14 protein-coding genes are annotated in these 17,981 nt (G+C 41.7%); 8 read left to right on the forward strand and 6 right to left on the reverse strand.

Features of this window, described 5'->3' with window-relative positions; translation table 11 throughout:
- The first annotated feature begins 26 nt into the window (after positions 1-26).
- The 4 genes from B2248_RS08565 to B2248_RS08580 all read left to right on the forward strand — a co-directional run bounded on the left by B2248_RS08565 (position 27) and on the right by B2248_RS08580 (position 2,000).
- Positions 27-374 (forward strand): 5-carboxymethyl-2-hydroxymuconate Delta-isomerase, encoded by a 348-nt coding sequence (locus B2248_RS08565; protein WP_273180705.1) that lies wholly within the window; start codon positions 27-29, stop codon positions 372-374.
- A gap of 129 nt (positions 375-503) precedes the next feature.
- Complete coding sequence (locus B2248_RS08570; protein ID WP_007144860.1) at positions 504-1,262, forward strand: membrane protein; 759 nt, start codon at positions 504-506, stop codon at positions 1,260-1,262.
- A gap of 182 nt (positions 1,263-1,444) precedes the next feature.
- Positions 1,445-1,663, forward strand: a complete 219-nt coding sequence (locus tag B2248_RS08575; RefSeq protein ID WP_273180708.1) for a VF530 family protein — start codon at positions 1,445-1,447, stop codon at positions 1,661-1,663.
- Between the two features lie 4 nt (positions 1,664-1,667).
- On the forward strand, positions 1,668-2,000 hold the full coding sequence (locus tag B2248_RS08580; RefSeq protein WP_273180710.1) for a DMT family transporter: 333 nt from the start codon (positions 1,668-1,670) through the stop codon (positions 1,998-2,000).
- 15 nt (positions 2,001-2,015) lie between these two features.
- On the opposite strand, the gene B2248_RS08585 is transcribed toward B2248_RS08580, so the two are convergent.
- A complete protein-coding gene (locus B2248_RS08585) occupies positions 2,016-2,771 on the reverse strand; it encodes an SDR family NAD(P)-dependent oxidoreductase (RefSeq protein ID WP_273180713.1) in 756 nt (251 codons plus the stop codon).
- A 114-nt stretch (positions 2,772-2,885) separates the two neighbouring features.
- Here B2248_RS08585 and B2248_RS08590 point away from each other — a divergent pair, with 114 nt between their 5' ends.
- From B2248_RS08590 to bla, 3 genes are all read left to right on the forward strand, one after another.
- Positions 2,886-3,785 carry a LysR family transcriptional regulator gene (locus B2248_RS08590; protein ID WP_273180716.1) on the forward strand — a complete coding sequence of 300 codons (900 nt, stop codon included), beginning with the start codon at positions 2,886-2,888 and terminating at the stop codon, positions 3,783-3,785.
- 157 nt (positions 3,786-3,942) lie between these two features.
- Positions 3,943-6,276 (forward strand): putative bifunctional diguanylate cyclase/phosphodiesterase, encoded by a 2,334-nt coding sequence (locus B2248_RS08595; protein ID WP_273180719.1) that lies wholly within the window; start codon positions 3,943-3,945, stop codon positions 6,274-6,276.
- Positions 6,277-6,413: 137 nt separating this feature from the next.
- Positions 6,414-7,292 (forward strand): class A beta-lactamase, encoded by an 879-nt coding sequence (gene bla / locus B2248_RS08600; protein WP_273180722.1) that lies wholly within the window; start codon positions 6,414-6,416, stop codon positions 7,290-7,292.
- A 25-nt stretch (positions 7,293-7,317) separates the two neighbouring features.
- Here the strand turns inward: bla and B2248_RS08605 are convergent, their stop codons facing one another.
- The 4 genes from B2248_RS08605 to B2248_RS08620 all read right to left on the reverse strand — a co-directional run bounded on the left by B2248_RS08605 (position 7,318) and on the right by B2248_RS08620 (position 12,593).
- Positions 7,318-8,628, reverse strand: a complete 1,311-nt coding sequence (locus B2248_RS08605; RefSeq protein ID WP_273180725.1) for a sensor domain-containing diguanylate cyclase — start codon at positions 8,626-8,628, stop codon at positions 7,318-7,320.
- An 80-nt stretch (positions 8,629-8,708) separates the two neighbouring features.
- Positions 8,709-9,794, reverse strand: a complete 1,086-nt coding sequence (locus B2248_RS08610; RefSeq protein WP_273180729.1) for a mechanosensitive ion channel family protein — start codon at positions 9,792-9,794, stop codon at positions 8,709-8,711.
- Positions 9,795-9,916: 122 nt separating this feature from the next.
- A complete protein-coding gene (locus tag B2248_RS08615; RefSeq protein ID WP_273180732.1) occupies positions 9,917-10,342 on the reverse strand; it encodes a plastocyanin/azurin family copper-binding protein in 426 nt (141 codons plus the stop codon).
- 103 nt (positions 10,343-10,445) lie between these two features.
- Positions 10,446-12,593, reverse strand: a complete 2,148-nt coding sequence (locus B2248_RS08620) for a diguanylate cyclase (RefSeq protein WP_273180735.1) — start codon at positions 12,591-12,593, stop codon at positions 10,446-10,448.
- A 376-nt stretch (positions 12,594-12,969) separates the two neighbouring features.
- On the opposite strand from B2248_RS08620, the gene B2248_RS08625 reads away from it, so the two are divergent.
- The gene (locus B2248_RS08625) at positions 12,970-14,982 is read left to right on the forward strand and encodes a methyl-accepting chemotaxis protein (protein WP_273180738.1); all 2,013 of its coding nucleotides are present in this window, start codon (positions 12,970-12,972) and stop codon (positions 14,980-14,982) included.
- Between the two features lie 56 nt (positions 14,983-15,038).
- On the opposite strand, the gene purL is transcribed toward B2248_RS08625, so the two are convergent.
- On the reverse strand, positions 15,039-17,981 hold a 2,943-nt coding region (purL, locus tag B2248_RS08630), incomplete at its 5' end, for a phosphoribosylformylglycinamidine synthase (RefSeq protein ID WP_286722804.1).

The following is a 17,981-nucleotide window of genomic DNA, read 5'->3' on the forward strand; positions in this document are numbered from 1 at the left end:
CTTACTGATATTGGGGAGAAATAGCTTTGCCACATTGTATTATTGAACATTCCGCTTCGACTGCCGACATCACAACTGATGCCGCCTTAGTGTCGACGGTGCATCAAGCTGCTATCGACGCTTTACTGTTTGATCCTGGTCATATTAAAACCCGCAGCATTGCTTACCCAACATTTCAGTTGGGTGATAATCACAGCCACTTTATACATGTCACCGTCAGGCTTCATCGGGGACGAACAGAAGAACAGAAAAAACGCTTAACGAATCTGATTGTAGAACGTCTCTGTACTACCTTGCCTTTGGCCGATATCACCATTACCGCAGAAACGGTTGAGATTGATACTCCAGCCTATGCAAAAGCAACACTGGTATAAATATCAATATCACTGCTTAAGTTACGTTTAAGTAATTCATAGAACAATAACGCTGTCGACCTATTGATAATAGGTCACTGTTCGAAATAGAGGCTTCAACTCTAATAGATTTAAAACAGTGAGGCAGCAGTGAAAACAGAACATCATGAGATTGTAAGCAAGGTACCGGAAGTCACCCTGATATTTTGGATAATCAAGATATTTGCGACCACCGTGGGTGAAACAGCTGGCGATTTAGTTTCAATGGCAATGAATATTGGCTATCTCATCAGTAGCATCATTTTTGCTGTTATTTTTCTTACTGTAGTGTCGCTGCAAATCAATGCCCGAACATTTAACGTATTCATCTACTGGGCCACCATTATTGCAACCACTACATTGGGTACAACCATTGCTGACTTTACCGATCGTTCTCTAGGGATTGGTTATGCCGGTGGCTCTACACTGTTGTTAGTATTATTGATGTTATCGTTATTTATCTGGCGCAACAGTGTAGGCTCAGTTTCCATACAGCAGATACGTTCGCCCAAAGCCGAAATGTTTTACTGGATTACCATTTTATTCTCACAAACATTAGGAACCGCTTTGGGTGATTGGGTTGCAGATACTGAAGGACTGGGTTACGCAACTAGCGCGTTGTTATTTAGCGCAGTGCTTATCAGCATTGCCATTGTCTATTTCACTACCGCTGTTTCACACACTGTTTTGTTCTGGGCGGCATTTATTTTTACCCGACCATTAGGTGCGGTAGTGGGTGATTTTCTTGATAAACCCGTGGCTGAAGGTGGTCTGGCATTGAGTCATTTGGGGATAACCAGCTTATTGCTGACGCTGATGTTAATTCTGATATTCAGTTTTAAACAGCGGGCGGCTAGACTATCGCATTGACTGTTCAGCGATGTATCCCCCTTGTTTGAAAACAGATAGACTTCATTGATAAAGATATTTTGGCTGGATGTCGGACATGGATGTTAATCTTAGGCTATGCAACGACAGTCATGTATCATTGTTTAATAAGCATTGACCCTACTCTTAACAAGATCATTTCAGCTAAACAATAAGCGTGTTATATGAATCAACAACCCAATAACCCATTACATGGCATTACGCTTGAAACGATTGTTACCGAACTGGTCGATCATTTCGGCTGGGATGGCTTTGCTCAGCGTATCAACCTGAACTGTTTCAAGAACAATCCCTCTGTTAAATCCTCTTTGAAATTTCTGCGTAGAACAGACTGGGCCAGAAAAAAAGTCGAGCAACTTTACATCAATACATTCAGCCGCTAGCACGATGCCACATTGGATATATTTAGCTATCGCTATCGTTGCTGAGGTCATTGCAACCTCAGCCCTGAAAGCAAGCCATGAATTTACCCGACTTATTCCCACGATAATTGTTGTTATCGGCTATCTGACCGCCTTTTACTTTCTGACGCTTTCACTGAGAGTCATTCCTGTTGGTATTGCCTATGCCATCTGGGCTGGACTTGGAATTGTACTTATCGCCATCATCTCCTGGATACTTTACGGGCAAAAACTCGATTTGCCCGCCCTGCTTGGCATGGGCTTAATTATCTCAGGCGTGCTGGTGATCAACCTCTTTTCTAAAACCGGTGGGCATTAACCACACTCCTGTTTATTAGAGAAACATACCACCGGAAGCTTCAATTCGCTGACCGTTAACCCATGCACTATCGTCACTAATCAGCATTGCCATCGCCTTAGCAATATCATCTGGCAAGCCGACTCTGCCTAAAGCAGTCTGATTAGCGATACTGCGATTCAGCTCGGCATTATCTCGTACAATGCCGCCACCAAAATCAGTTTCAATGGCTCCCGGTGCCAGTGTATTGACTCTAATCTGCTTTGTACCGAGTTCCTTTGCCAAATAACGTGTTAATACTTCAACACCACCTTTCATCATAGCGTAAGCGGCATAGCCAGGGAGACTGAAACGCGCTAAACCTGATGAGATATGAATAATCTGACCTTGAGGCGCGATCATCGCTAACAACGATTGGGTAAGAAAAAACGGTGCTTTCAGGTGAATGTTCATCAAGGTATCAAAATCAGACTCGGTGGTATCTTCAAAAGACTTATGTATGCCAATCCCCGCATTATGAATAATGACATCCAGCTGGTTGGATTCAAACGCCGTTCCAAGTTGAGTTTTAACAGCATCGGCAAAGGTTTTAAAAGTAGACGATTGACTGACATCCAATGCTATCGCTGTTGCAGCCCGCCCTTTTTCCTGAATGACATTTACCACTTCCTCAGCTGCAGCTTTATTTTTGTTGTAGGTAATAATCACGTCACAGCCTTTGTCTGCTATATAAAGCGCAGTTTCGCGTCCCAGCCCTCGACTACCACCTGTAACCAATACTAGTTTTTTCATCTTAATTATCTCTTCTGGTGAATTCACTGAAATCATAAAGACCAATTAATTCATGATAAACAGACAAAAACCGATATCATTGTTTGGATATAACAAACAATAGATAAGGCAAGTATGGATAAACTGGAAAACATGAAACGGTTTGTTACTGTCGTACAAACAGGCAGCTTTACCCGTGCTGCAGATGTGCTTGGTTTGCCTAAATCCAGCGTCTCCGAAGCCGTTAAGTCACTTGAGCAACTGATTAAAACCAGACTTTTACAACGAAGTACCCGCCAGATTCATCTCACCCATGATGGCGAAATTTATCTTGAAAAATGTCTATCCATTCTTGAGCAAGTAGACATGCTCGACACGCATTTCTTACATCCCTCACAGCTATCTGGCACATTACATATCGATATGCCTAGTCGCTTTGCCGCCAATATTATTCTGCCAAACCTACATGACTGGTATGACAGTTATCCAAATATCAATATCAAACTCAGCTGCCATGACCAACGCACAGATTTAATTAAAGACGGTATTGATTGCGTTATCCGTGCCGGCCAACTCGAAGATAGCAGCTTAATTGCACGGCCATTACTCATGTTATCAACGATTAATTGTGTCAGTACGAACTATGCAGATGAATATGGCGTACCCATGTCTCTTGATGATCTACATCACCATGTATTAATTGATTACGCGCAAAATCTGCAAACACAAACACCCGTATTTGAGTATGTAAAAGAGGAAGTTGTCCATCATTTACCAATGACAAGCAAACTCCAGGTTAACAGTACAGATGCCTATTTATTCTCCTGCTTATCTGGTCTGGGACTCGCTCAGATTCCAGACTTAAGTGCCCGAAGCTATATAGAAAGTGGTGAGTTGATCGAAGTATTGCCAGACTTAAAAGCACCTGCTATTCCAATTTCCATCATATATCCATCGCGCAGACAAATCCCTAAACGACTGAGCTTATTTATGGATTGGTTGCAAGCCCAGACCAAAAAGGTTCGGCCAGATTAATCCAAACAAGGTCTCAAAGTAATTAGGCCACAACAAAATAGACAGCATATTTTTTCTGTGCTAAAACCATTTTAAACGTAGGTATTTAGCATAGCTTGCTGAAGCCATTTAACTATACGTTTAATCTGTGGTTTAAGCAGAAAAAGGATACTTCCGTTTGGACGCCAAAGCAGCCGCTGAAAGACCGGTTAAACAAGATGAGAAAACGGCACTACAAGCCGAAATCATCAACATGTTGTTCGGTAGCAACCTCAAATCCTTTATCGTTGCTAGCCTGGTTGCTATCACACTGGCCTATGTGGAATACGATCAAGTCAACAACATCATATTATTTGGTTGGTGCGTCATTTTTTGCTTCGTTTATGGCCTTCGCTTCTGTACCACGCTGTATTTTCAACGACACTCAGCTAATTACCCCACAGATTATTGGTTAAATATATTCCGGTTATCAACTCTAGCGTGTGGAATGGCATGGGGATTTGCTGGGTATTACTTTCTTTCAGAAACTAATGAAGTCGCTCATAAAGCTTTCATTACGCTCGTTATTGTCGGCGTAACAGGGGGTGCGATGGTGGTATATGCAGTAGATGCCATTACATCAAAATTATTCTCTGGCAGTATCTACCTGCTATCTTTGCCCGGCTTTTTTACCAACGAGACAGAACTGTCACTGGCAATGGCCATTCTGTTAGCCGTTTATATTGTCTATATTTCAATAGCATCGACTAATTTAGGTAAAAAGCTTCATGAAAACATCTTGCTACATCATGCTGCTATCAAACAACAGGAAGAAATCGAGAAATTATCTCAACATCAACGTATCCATTTAGACCATACCCCGATGGGCGTGATTGAATGGGATCTCAATCTATGCGTTGTTTCATGGAATGCGGCCGCGCAGGAGATTTTTGGCTATAGTCAAGATGAAGCACTGCATCAACATGCCAGTTTTATTTTGCCATTAGATATTCAACATCAAGTGCTTCAAAAAATGCACAAACTCATTTCAGAAGGCAATTCGACACATTGTCAAAATGAAAACCTGACCAAAGAGCATGAGATTATTTACTGTGAGTGGACCTACACCGCTTTACGTGACAGTGAGAATCAAGTCGTGGGTTTAGCCACGCTAGTGCAGAACAAAACGGAATTCAAAAAAAATCAGGATGAAATCCAATACCTTGCTTATTACGATACATTAACTGACTTGCCTAACCGACGCTTATTAACAGACCGTGTCACACATGCGATACATTCAAGCAGTCGAAACAAATCTTATTGCGCTATTTTCTTTATTGACCTGGATAACTTTAAAAATATTAATGACTTACATGGCCATTCTGCTGGTGACATGTTGCTAAAATCGGTATCAACACGGCTTAAAACACTGCTAAGAGAAGAAGATACTATTGCCCGCTTTGGTGGCGATGAATTCGTGATATTAGTCGAGAATATTGGTGAAACACTCGGCAAAAGCAAAAAAATAGCAGAATTAATCTCCAACAAAATCATCAATGGAATCAGTGATATATACAGTATTGGCAATGTTCAGTATCGGACTTCGTGCAGCATTGGCATTTGCAACTTTCTCGGCGATACTCTATCCGTTAATGAAATCTTTAAACGCGCTGATAATGCCATGTTTCAGGCTAAGTCAGATGGTCGTAGTTGTTTTCGCTTTTTTGATGAAAAACTGCAACCAAGTATTGAATTCAAAGCCAGCCTGGAAAATGACCTCCGCGATGCTATTTTTGATCGCGATATCATTCCCTACTTTCAGCCACAGGTGAATCATCGTCATGAATTGATCGGAGCAGAAATTTTACTGCGTTGGCAACATCCTAAACATGGCATGATTTCACCGGCAGAGTTTATTCCGATTGCTGAAGACTCTGACATTATTCACCGTATTGGTACTGAAGTATTGCAAAGTGCCTGTAAACAATTAGCGATTTGGCAGAATAATCCCGAAACAGCCCATTTAGTATTATCCGTTAACATCAGTGCACGACAGTTTATGCAAAAGAACTTTGTTGAAACTGTCTTATCAAGCATTCAGACATATCACTGTTCTGGCTCGCGTTTGCGACTGGAAATAACTGAGAGCCTGATGTTAAAAAATATCAATGAACTGGCCACAAAGATTGAAAAATTACGGTCTTATGGCATCACTTTATCACTGGATGACTTTGGCACGGGCTACTCTTCTCTATCCATACTACGTAGCTTTCCACTCGATGAAATCAAGATCGATAAAAGTTTTGTCGATCACATGCTGGAAAATGCAAATGATGCTCATATCATTCGTACAGTCATTAATATGAGCAATCATATGGGCATGACAGTGATTGCTGAAGGTGTAGAAACTGAAGCTCAGGAAGCTTTCCTGGCTGAAAACGGCTGTTTGAATTATCAAGGGTATTTATTTGGCAAACCTATGCCTTTAGACGACTTTAGCGATTACATCAAAAAGCCCCTATCTCTTCATTAAGCCACTGCCTTTATCACATTCGATTATGTAGTGATTTGAGGCTATAATTCTTTCCTTGCGATCGTAGCCCGTCACACCTCACTCAATTGCTGCTCGCTACTGCTGTAATCACTTTTAGCTATATAAATCCCTTATCTATGAAATCAATCTTAAAATTATTAACTTTATTATTTATCGTTATCACTATTGAATCTCCTGTCTTTGCCGCTGATAGCGCCTCCGGCTGGCAAGACGAGGTAACACAGCTAGAAACGGTTTATGGTGGACGTATTGGTGTATCGGCATGGAATGCAAATGATGGTCAACAACTTCACTACCGTGAAAATGAACGGTTTGCCATGTGCAGTACCTTCAAATTATTACTCGTCGCTAATGTGTTACAGCGTATTGACCAAAAGCAAGAAAAGCTTGAACGATTAATAAGTTATGATAAATCTGAGATTCTTGAATATGCACCAGTGACATCACAATATCTTGATAAAGGATCAATGACGGTAGCAGACTTGAGTAAAGCCGCATTGCAATTAAGTGATAATACTGCTGCCAATTTACTGCTTAATACATTGGGAGGTCCACAAGGACTAACTGATTATCTCCGTAGCTTAGGCGATAACACCACTCGCTTAGATAGAATTGAGCCAAATCTGAATACTAACTTAGCTGAAGATCCTAGAGATACCACTACCCCCAAGGCGATGCTGTTAACCTTAAAAACCCTCTTACTTGGTGACACTTTATCTGAAGCATCCAAACAACGTCTTATTCACTGGTTAATTGGCAACCAAACAGGAGATGACAAAATACGTGCTGGTGTTCCCGCAACATGGCTTGTCGGTGATAAAACCGGATCAGGTGCTAATGGTGCCAATAATGATGTTGCTATTATCTGGCCGGAGGCTGGCCACCCCTATCTATTGATCGTGTATTACTCTGGCTCAGAACGCTCAAAAAATGAAAAAAATGCGGTAATCGCAAAAATCAGCCAATCGGTAAGCAAAGTGTTTTACCCTGAGTAAACGCGATGCAAAATATATCTATTAATCAGATGATGTATTGATTACCCCCCAAACGTTTTGCTTCATACATAGCATGATCAGCATGCTGCAATAATGTTTTTTCGACATCACCATGAACGGGTAATAAAGCAATACCAATACTGCTAGACAAATGAATCTCACAGCCGCCAACGATAAATACCTTTGCCATCGTCTGCCTTATTTTTTCTGCAATAGATTTTGCATCTTGCTGATGACTTATCGTTTCGAGTAATACGACAAATTCATCACCACCGAAGCGGGCTACCGTATCAGAACTTCGAACACACGACTGTATTCGCTCAGCAGCTTGTTGTAATAAGGCATCCCCAACATCATGGCCAAAATTATCATTCGCCTGCTTAAAGTTGTCCAAATCAAGATAAAACAAAGCCAATTCAGTTTTTTGTCTTAGCGCCCTTGCGATGGCAAGCTGCATGCGGTCATGGAACAACTCACGATTTGCCAGGCCGGTTAAATGATCATACATCGCCAGAAAGCGTAAACGGTCATGCAGTTGTTTCCGCGTAATTGCAGCAGCAACTTGCGTTGAAATATATTCAAGTAAATGTTGGCTATCTTCGGTATTGATATGCTGAGCCTCAACTCTGGCAATCAGACTACCTATAACACGTTCTGCTGTGCATAGTGGTACCTTGATCCAACCATTATCAGTATCGAAGCATACCTTTCTTGAATCAATCCAGGATGTCAGGTTCTGGCTGAGATGCGCATGCAGCAATTCTCCATCGACATCACTACTAGTATAAGCAAACGTCAAAAGTTGAGTTTGCTGGTCATACAATGCAATAACAAAATCACTGATCGGTAATAATGTCTCCATGATTTGATGAATACGCTTATACAATGATGACAAACTTTCTTCATGATGTGCTGCTTCAGAGATCGCATACATAGCAGACTGAATCGCTTCAGCGCGTTTATGCCGGGATATATCTCTGGCAACGGCTATACGAAAAGCCTCATTGCTCGCCCACTTAGCTGACCACAGTAAATAAACAATCTGTCCATCTTTACGTATATAGCGGTTCTCAAAGTCTGTTTTTTCCAGGCCATTCATAATGTCGTCAACCGCATTGAGCGTGGCTTCACGATCATCAGGATGAACCATTTCCAGCATTTGTTTACCCAATAACTCCTCCCGTGAATAACCGAATATGCGTTCAGCACCAGCACTGAGGAAAAGGAAATGGCCTTCTTTATCAACGATACAGATCGCATCAAGTAACATATCAATGTAGTGACTTAATGATTCGAGTTTTTTCTGATCTAGTAAATAATTTGGATCTGACGACATAGAGTGTCCAACAACAAAAAGCTATAACCTAATTAAATTGAATATGACATGGCACAAATAGACGAACTAAGACCATGGGCTTAATCTGCTATTTTAGTATCACCTGACGAATTAGACTTTTCTTGTTCATAGTTAATGGCCCGAATAGGATAAGGAATAGTAATACCCTCTTCTTTAAAACGTTGATGCAAAGCTTTAATAAATTCAGATTTAATAAAAAATCGATTGAAGTATTCTTGTGCTCTTAACATCACCGTGAAGTTTATACTCGAACTATCAAAGGTATGAAAAATAACAAACGTCTGATAATCAGGCACGCCCCATTTGTGGGTTCTCAGAATATCACGGGCTACTTCCAGTGTTACCCTTTCAACATGTTCCCAATCGGAATCATAATGTACCCCTACCTCAACAGGGACTGACAGTTGTTTCTCTGGATAATAATAATTAATAATCTTCGATTGAGATAAAACACTGTTCGGAATGATGATAAAGTTATTTGGCAACATTCTGATCCACGTTGTACGCCAGCCTATTTTATCTACAAATCCCTGTTCACCAGACTCGAGTTCAATAAAATCGCCAACACGAATGGGTTTATCTATGACTAACTGCACACCTGAAAAAAAGTTGGTTAATGTTGGCTGTAGCGCTAAAGCCACGGCGAGTGAAGTGATACCCAGTGACGCTATGACAGGTGTAATCGCGATCCCCATTGTGCCCAGAATGATTAAAACGCCCAGCCCGAGGATGAGTGCACGAGTAACGCCCTGCATAATTGAACTGCTGCTTTTCAGCGTAGACGATTTCTCGGCATAGTGTCCGACAGTACCCGTCAGAAAACCATCGATGAACAAAACCAGTGCAGCGACGATCAATAGTCGTGCGGTGGAATTAAACATACTAAAGTCTGCTTCTACATCGAAATAGACGACAACATGTTCAGATAGTTTTATGGTTAATGCCAGCAAACACAGTGTCAGTGGAAAGCTGATGACTTTGACCAACAGCTTATCGTAATAAAAGCTGGTTCTTGCCGTGACTTTTCCAACTCTGAGCAAAATAAACTTTTTCACTACTAACAGAAGAATAAATAAGCTGATGACGACCGCCATGGCTACCGACCATTCAGGCAAGGATGAGAAAAACTGATCAAGTTTGTTCATGCTGATTCCTCAATAAACCTAGCTATTTCATGCAGATGTCATGCCCGAGCCAATGCATCATTTCTAACGAATATAAAAAAACCGGCAATGCCGGTTTTTTTAGAGATAATGCCAGTGCAAAATTACATTGATTCAGCTTCTTTAATCGCTTTCTTGACAATACGACCAACACCGCCTGAAACATCTTGTGCTTTGATAGCATCTAGGTTAACTGGATTACCTACGATTACCGCTCCACCCATACCAGCACCAATATGAGGTGTGCATTTGTAGATGTAAACACCTTCTTTATCAAAAGTATGAGTCACATCCTGGCTCATCTCTGATTTGAACAGCTCAGCACCCTCAGGAACCAGGCCTTCTATCATTTCCACATTATGGGTACTCATATTAGTCCAGCTGACACTATCACCAGGCGCAATCTTAACGACCAGAGGACTGAATTTTAACCCTTGCGTCGTGACAGTATGCTCTGCAGCAAACACATTCATTGTCATCAACACAGTCGAAGCAGCAACACCTATTACAGCAGTTTTCAACATTTTCATAACTTCTCCTTTTTGTTTACCAGATTATTTCAACAATTCGGGCGTGAAAATCATGCGAATTTTATAGTGACAAAAACAATCATCCGCTATTCGTAAACGAGGCTTATATTTGAACACTTTCCACACGATTTCTTCCTAATTGTTTGGCTTTGTATAACGCTTTATCTGCTTCGCTTAGCAACTGCTCCGAATGGAGGCTGTGAAGAGACAGATTCGCAACACCAATGGAAATCGTAATGTGACCAAGATATTCGCCATTAAACTCAATACTTTTCTTTGCAATGGTATTTCTTAACGCTTCGGCTTTGTCTACCGCATTAGCTAATGTCGCATTTGGCATAATCACCACAAATTCTTCACCGCCATAACGACAAGGAATATCAGTCTCCCGGAAAAACTCATGCATCAAATGAGCAAGTGTTTTGAGCACATAATCTCCCGCTTCATGACCATATTCATCATTAAAGCGTTTGAAATGATCAATATCACAAATTAATAGTGACAAAGTCTGTTGCTGACGGTTGGATAACTGCGTCTCACGATAAAGGGCGTCGTCGAAATAACGACGATTGCGCAAGCCAGTTAATGCATCTTCAAAGGAAAATCGTTGTAGTTCCTCTCTCAGTTTAATACTGCTGAGGGTGACACCCAGCTTTAATTTTACTCGGCTAATCAAGTCATCCAGATTCTCACGAGGTATTAATAATCTCGAGCTGGAATTAGCCAGTAAGATGTGGACGAAGACATTATACGAGCCATCAACTTCCTGTAGCTCGATTTGAGCAAGTACCGAATCAAACGGCTGATTTTCAATCGATGCTGACACTTTTACTTCAACAGGCAAAAAAACTTCAGGTAATTTACGTACCAGAATTTTTCTTGCTTCATCGAGATCATGACATGCTTGTAAACGGCTGTTTAATTCTTCTAACTTAGCACCAAGCATATTAAGCCTGTGTAGTTGCTCTGCTCTTTCCTGTTCAGCTTCAGCATAAGCATGAAGAGTGGCAGTCCGTTCAGCCACCTTCATTTCCAGATGCTCGTTGAGTTCTTTTAATGCTTTTTGTACATGAGAATAGTGCCGAAGTGAAATTAGCATTAACACCAAAGCAAAGAGCAAGGCAGCTATTGAAATATCCAGGTTAATCCAAGGCAAAACACTATTGGCAATTCCCATATCCAGTAACAGAAAAATGCCATACACCGTGAATGACAACATCACAAATTGCTGATCTGATCCTGGCAAAGGTCGCATGCTTAGCCCCAAGCCAATAATAAGAATAATTGAAATGGCGAATAAAGCATCAAAAACCGGAAAGGTCGGCGCCAGTTCTATGACACCCAGCATTGATAACATGATAGCAATGACTAGATAACTACCATGAAAGTAAGCAATTTTTTTCAGCCAATTTTTTTGCCAGGCTGATGACCATGAAGATAACAATAAACAGATAAAAACTGGCAGTGCATAATAGGAAATCGCCAGCAGATAGACGCGAAACAAAGGATAATTAAAAACAAACTGCACTGCATGATTTTCGGAAAGCAACATCAGCGCCGAAGTTAAGGAAAATGCAGACAAATAAAGGAAATGACGATCATTTTTCTGCATCATCGAAAAGGCAAAGGTGATGATAGTGACAAACAATGAAAATAACGCCACCAGAACTTCAAAATACGCATTTTTCAAGACATAAAACAGTAAGTTTGATTGTTCAAATAGCTTAACTTCACCCCACAAACCAATATCACGATAGTTAGAATACACCCTGAAATATATGGTTTTACCAGCATAATCTGTTGGCAAACTTATCGAATGCCATGGCCAGCCATAAAATGTTTTTTTATCTTTTTGATCAAAATCACCGAATTGATAGATTTTCTTATTATCCAGAAAAACTTCAGCCATTAAGTCAATACTGGTTATATATAAAACTGGATGCAGGTAGTGATGCCCAGAATCTGGCAATTTAGCTTTAAACCAAACTGTATTATGCTCATCCCGATTTGGTGGTTTTACAGGAGAATTGATATCTGTCCAGTCAGTACTAACATTTTGCGGTGCTGAAATCCATTGTGGTATTCCATCAACAATGGGTGAATCCCCCCATCGATATTGCCAGCCTGTCACTTCTTCAGCTCCATGCTCATGCATAGCAAACGCGGGAGACAACAGAGTTAATAGAGAGAACAGTAAGAAATATCGAGCCATAGTCACATTAAGATAATGTGTAATTAAATCCTTTCTCACTCCAATCTCTCACTGTCTAACTAAAGAAACAAATTCAAACAGCTAGACATCCTTTCCAGCTCGATGCAGATAGGGTCACAAAGGACCTGGTACTTAAAGATAGTATTCATTCTTTTACGGCAATAAACTCTGTTACTTAAATGAAACTTTACATCTATAGCAGACGTTATAAGTCTATATACCTTGTTTGTTGTGTAAAAAGTTCTCATAAAAAAATTATAAAAACAATAAAAAACAAAAACTATTAACACAATACAACAAACTTTCTCCAAATCATCATTGCTGAAGCCGCCAGTAAGTCATCAAAATTAAAGAAAAAAAGCGCAATGCCAATAAAAGATATATATCCCCAGTGAGTTCTAAGGAGTCAAAAATGATGAGCGTAGCGATTAAATTAATGAACTCTCTCAGCTACCCCAAAAAAATGACGCTTATCACCAGTGTGTTGCTGATCCCTATACTACTGAGTTTTTTTCTACTGATTTATCATCTCAATAAGGTCGTCAATGAAAGTCATCATGAGCAAAAAGGGCTGGAATATCTAAAAGCATTGAAACCTTTTTATCAGCAACTTCCCCAACATCGGGGAATGACTAATGCATACCTCAATGGTGCTGCAGAATTTAAAGAAAAAATCCTGAGCAAACGTCAGGATATCCAACAAAGCATCGAAAAAATTGATGTTATTGATCAGCAATACGGTTCAGAATTTCAAACCTCATCATTATTGAATGAAATCAAGCAGGACTGGTTACTCCTATCTAATGACGATAGCGGAACAGACTCAAATGCTATTTTTACAGCACACACTCAACTGATCACAAAAATACGACGCTTGATGAATCTTGTTAACCATAACTCCGGGCTGATTGTGGATCCTGAGCTTGAAACCACATTCATCATTGAAACCATTGTCAGTTATATTCCCCTGCTTGCTGAGAATATTGGCCAAACACGAGGATTAGCCTCAGGTATCGTAGCTGATAATGAAATCACCACAGAACAACGTATTAAACTCACAGCAACACTCAGCAAAGTTCAAAATGAAGCTGACAACACTCAGCAAGCGATAACACATATCATTGAACACAATCCCAAGCTGAAAGAATCGATAGCAAAACTGGAACAGGATCGAGAAAACATTCTTGCACAGTTTATTCATATTATTCAGCAAGATATTCTGGAGAGTAACAGTATTAAAGCTGATGCCGATTCCATTTTTAATCTGGGTAGTCAAGCTATTTCAGCAAACTATGCGATGTATGACTATTTGGCTGATGCTTTAAGCACATTACTTGATGAACGGTTATCGAACCTGCAATTTGAGAAAAACCTAGTCATCACGATTATCGTCATTGCACTTGTAGTTGCGCTTTATCTGTTTATTGGTTTTTATCAGGCAACAGTGAATATGATCAGCCATATTACTCAGGCCTCCCAGCGTATTGCTATGGGTGATCTCACCATACAAATTGATAGCCCTGCTAAAGATGAAACAACGGATATATTTAAAGCACTCAATGAAATGACACATAATTTAAATACTATCGTCAATCAATTAAGACTCAACGCAAATGAGTTAGCTGCCGCTTCCGAAGAGTTATCAGCAAATACCCTTCAGTCAAAATCTAACTCGCAGGAACAACAAAACCAGTCTGAACAAATCGCCACAGCAATGAATGAAATGTCCAGCACGATTAGAGAAATCGCTCAGAATGCTGAATTATTAGCAGAAGAAGTCCGTACAGCGAATAATGAATCACAGTCAGGGCAAGCGGTCATCTCTGAAACCGTGAAATCCATTCATTCTCTCACTGAAGATGTCGGTAGAGCTGCCATGACCATTGCTGAACTGAGTCAGAGTAGTGAGCAGATTGGCTCGGTATTAACCGTGATTAAAGGGGTTGCGGAACAAACTAATTTACTGGCTTTGAATGCAGCTATTGAAGCAGCCAGAGCCGGTGATCATGGGCGCGGTTTCGCTGTTGTTGCCGATGAAGTTCGCTCCCTCGCCAACAGAACACAAGAGTCTGCTGAGCAGATTCAAGTCATGGTGGATAACTTGCAGCAAAAAACCAAACAAGCAGTGCTGGTAATGGATAAAGAAAAATCCAACGCCGCTGGCATGGTTCAATACACTGAGTCGGCGACGCAGTCCATTTTGAATATTGTTAATTCCATGACTCAAATTTCTGACATGAGTACCCATGTTGCCAGTGCAGCCGAAGAACAAGGTTTAGTCTCAGAAGAAATTAATCGTAATATCACCCGGGTTTCTGACTTATCTGAAGACAACTTGCACGGTAGTGAACAAATTTCTATCGCCAGCCAAAACCTGGCAAGTCTGGCATCACAACTCAATACCATAGTGCAGCGATTTAAAGTCTGAATCTTGCAGTCATAAAAAAAGGGCCTGAAGGCCCTTTTTTTATTAAAAGAGTAGATTTAGTTAACCCAACATCTGGCATTCTGGAACAGTCTTGCCCATGGACCATCCTTACCCCAGTCATCTGGATGCCAGGAGTGCTGAACCGTGCGAGTCACTCGCTCAGGATGAGGCATCATAATGGTCACCCTACCATCATCTGTTGTCAGAGCAGTCACACCACCTACTGAACCATTCGGATTCATTGGATAACTTTCTGTTGCCTGACCATAATGATCGACATAACGCATGGCGACGATTGCCTGCTGTTCTGAACCTGTCTCACTGTAATCCACACAGCCTTCACCATGAGCAACGGCGATTGGCATGACTGAACCCGCCATACCTTTCAGAAGTACAGAAGGCGATTCAACAATTTCTACCAGAGAAAAACGTGCTTCAAACTGTTCAGATGTGTTGCGTGAGAAGCGAGGCCAGTGATCACTACCCGGAATTAGCTCTTTTAACTGCGATAACATCTGACAGCCATTACATACACCCAGTGCAAAGGTATCAGGACGATGGAAGAAATCTGTGAACTGTTGACGTGCACGATCGTTATGCAAAATAGTACTTGCCCAACCACGACCAGCACCAAGCACGTCACCATAAGAGAAACCACCACAGGCCACTAAACCAACAAAGTCAGTCAGTTCAATACGCCCTTCCAGAACATCGCTCATATGCACATCAATCGCATTAAAACCAGCATGATCAAATGAGGCAGCCATTTCTACCTGACCATTAACCCCCTGCTCACGCAGAATGGCGACTTTTGGACGATGTCCACTAACGATAAGTGAGCTGGCGATATTTTCTGCTGGGTTAAATGATGGCTTGGCAAATAAGCCCGGATCACTCTCATCCAATAAAGCATCAAACTCTTGTCTTGCACAGTCTGGGTTATCACGTAATGCCTGCATTTGATAGCTGGTTTCAGCCCAGAAACGCTGCAATGTCACACGTGATTCATCAATCACCAGTTCTTTTTCAACATGAATACGAATCTGCTGCTGTTCTGTCACTTTACCGATAGCAAATGACATTGAGGTCAAATTGTAATCTTTAAGAATATTCATTACGTGGTTCAAATCGGCATGAGGCACTTGAATCACCGCACCTAATTCTTCATTGAACAAGACTGACAGCGCATCCCCTAAACCATTGAGATGAATGTCCAGACCACAGTGACCAGCAAAAGCCATTTCAGCAAGCGTGACAGCAAGACCACCGTCGCCTCTATCGTGGTACGCCAATAACAACGCTTCATTCTTCAGGCGTTGTATGGCATTAAAGAAGTTTTTCAAATGTACCGCATCATCGATATCAGGCGCTGTAGTGCCGACCTGACTGAAGACCTGAGCAAGCGCAGAACCACCTAAACGGTTTTTATTTTGTCCCAAATCGATATAAATCAGATCTGTTTCACCTAGATCTGTTCGCAATTGTGGTGTGCTGGTTAAACTTGCATCAGTAACAGGTGCAAAGGCACTGATAATCAAAGATAAAGGTGATGTTACCGCTTTGGTTTCACCTTTTTCATCCCACACCGTTTTCATCGACAATGAATCTTTGCCGACCGGAATCGCAATACCTAACTCAGGGCACAATTCCATCCCAATCGCTTTAACTGTGTCATACAGCAGAGCATCTTCACCGGGGTGACCACAAGCGGCCATCCAGTTAGCAGACAGTTTAATGTCGCCTAATTTATCAATTTTTGCCGCTGCAATATTGGTAATCGCTTCACCCACTGCGATCCGACCTGATGCAGCCGCATTAATCAGAGCAATAGGTGCACGCTCGCCCATCGACATGGCTTCACCTAACACATCATGATGATCAGCCAATGTCACAGCGCAATCAGCGACAGGGACTTGCCAGGGTCCGACCATCTGGTCACGTGCAACCAGACCAGTCACACTTCGGTCACCAATGGTAATCAAGAAGTTTTTGCTGGCTACTGTCGGCAGTTTAAGTACACGCTCCAAAGCGTCACGGGCAGAGACACCTTCAAAATCAAGCTCAGGATAGCTCTGTTTAATATGTTTCACTTCACGCAGCATTTTGGGCGGTTTACCCAATAGCAGTGATAACGGCATATCAATCGGTGATGTTTCATTATCTGCATCACCCAGTAATAAATGTTCTTCTTCTGTCGTTTCCCCTACCACGGCCCATGGGCAACGTTCACGTTCACAGATCGCTTTGAATTCATCTATACGATCAGGATGAACGCCAAGCACATAACGTTCCTGAGATTCATTACACCAGATTTCCATCGGTGACATGCTGGGTTCATCATTTGGGATAACACGCAGTTCAAAACGACCACCACGACCACTGTCATCGACGAGTTCAGGGAAGGCATTAGATAAACCACCTGCACCGACGTCATGAATGGCGATAATCGGGTTCTCTTCACCCAGCGCCACACAGCGATCAATGACTTCCTGACAACGGCGTTCCATTTCAGGGTTGCCACGCTGTACAGAAGCAAAGTCGAGCCCTTCATCACTGGCACCAGAATTGACGGATGAAGCCGCACTACCGCCAAGTCCGATTAACATGGCTGGACCACCCAGTACAATTAATTGTACGCCCGGATCCATAATGCCTTTTTCAACATGCTGTGGACGGATAGAGCCCATTCCACCGGCAACCATAATCGGTTTATGGTACCCACGTACTTCAAAACCATTATCCGTCGGCACCTGCACTTCATAAGTACGGAAGTAACCGCACAGATTGGGACGACCAAATTCATTATTAAAGGCGGCCCCACCCAAAGGACCATCAATCATGATTTCACGAGCAGAGGCCATACGAGCCGGTTTACCGTAAGGTGTTTCCCAAGGTTGTTCAAAACCAGGAATTTCCAGATTGGAAACAGAAAACCCGGTTAAGCCTGCTTTCGGTTTTGAACCCCGTCCTGTTGCACCTTCGTCACGGATTTCACCACC

This window comes from Methylophaga sp. UBA2012, assembly GCF_002335235.1.
GTDB lineage: Bacteria > Pseudomonadota > Gammaproteobacteria > Nitrosococcales > Methylophagaceae > Methylophaga > Methylophaga thalassica.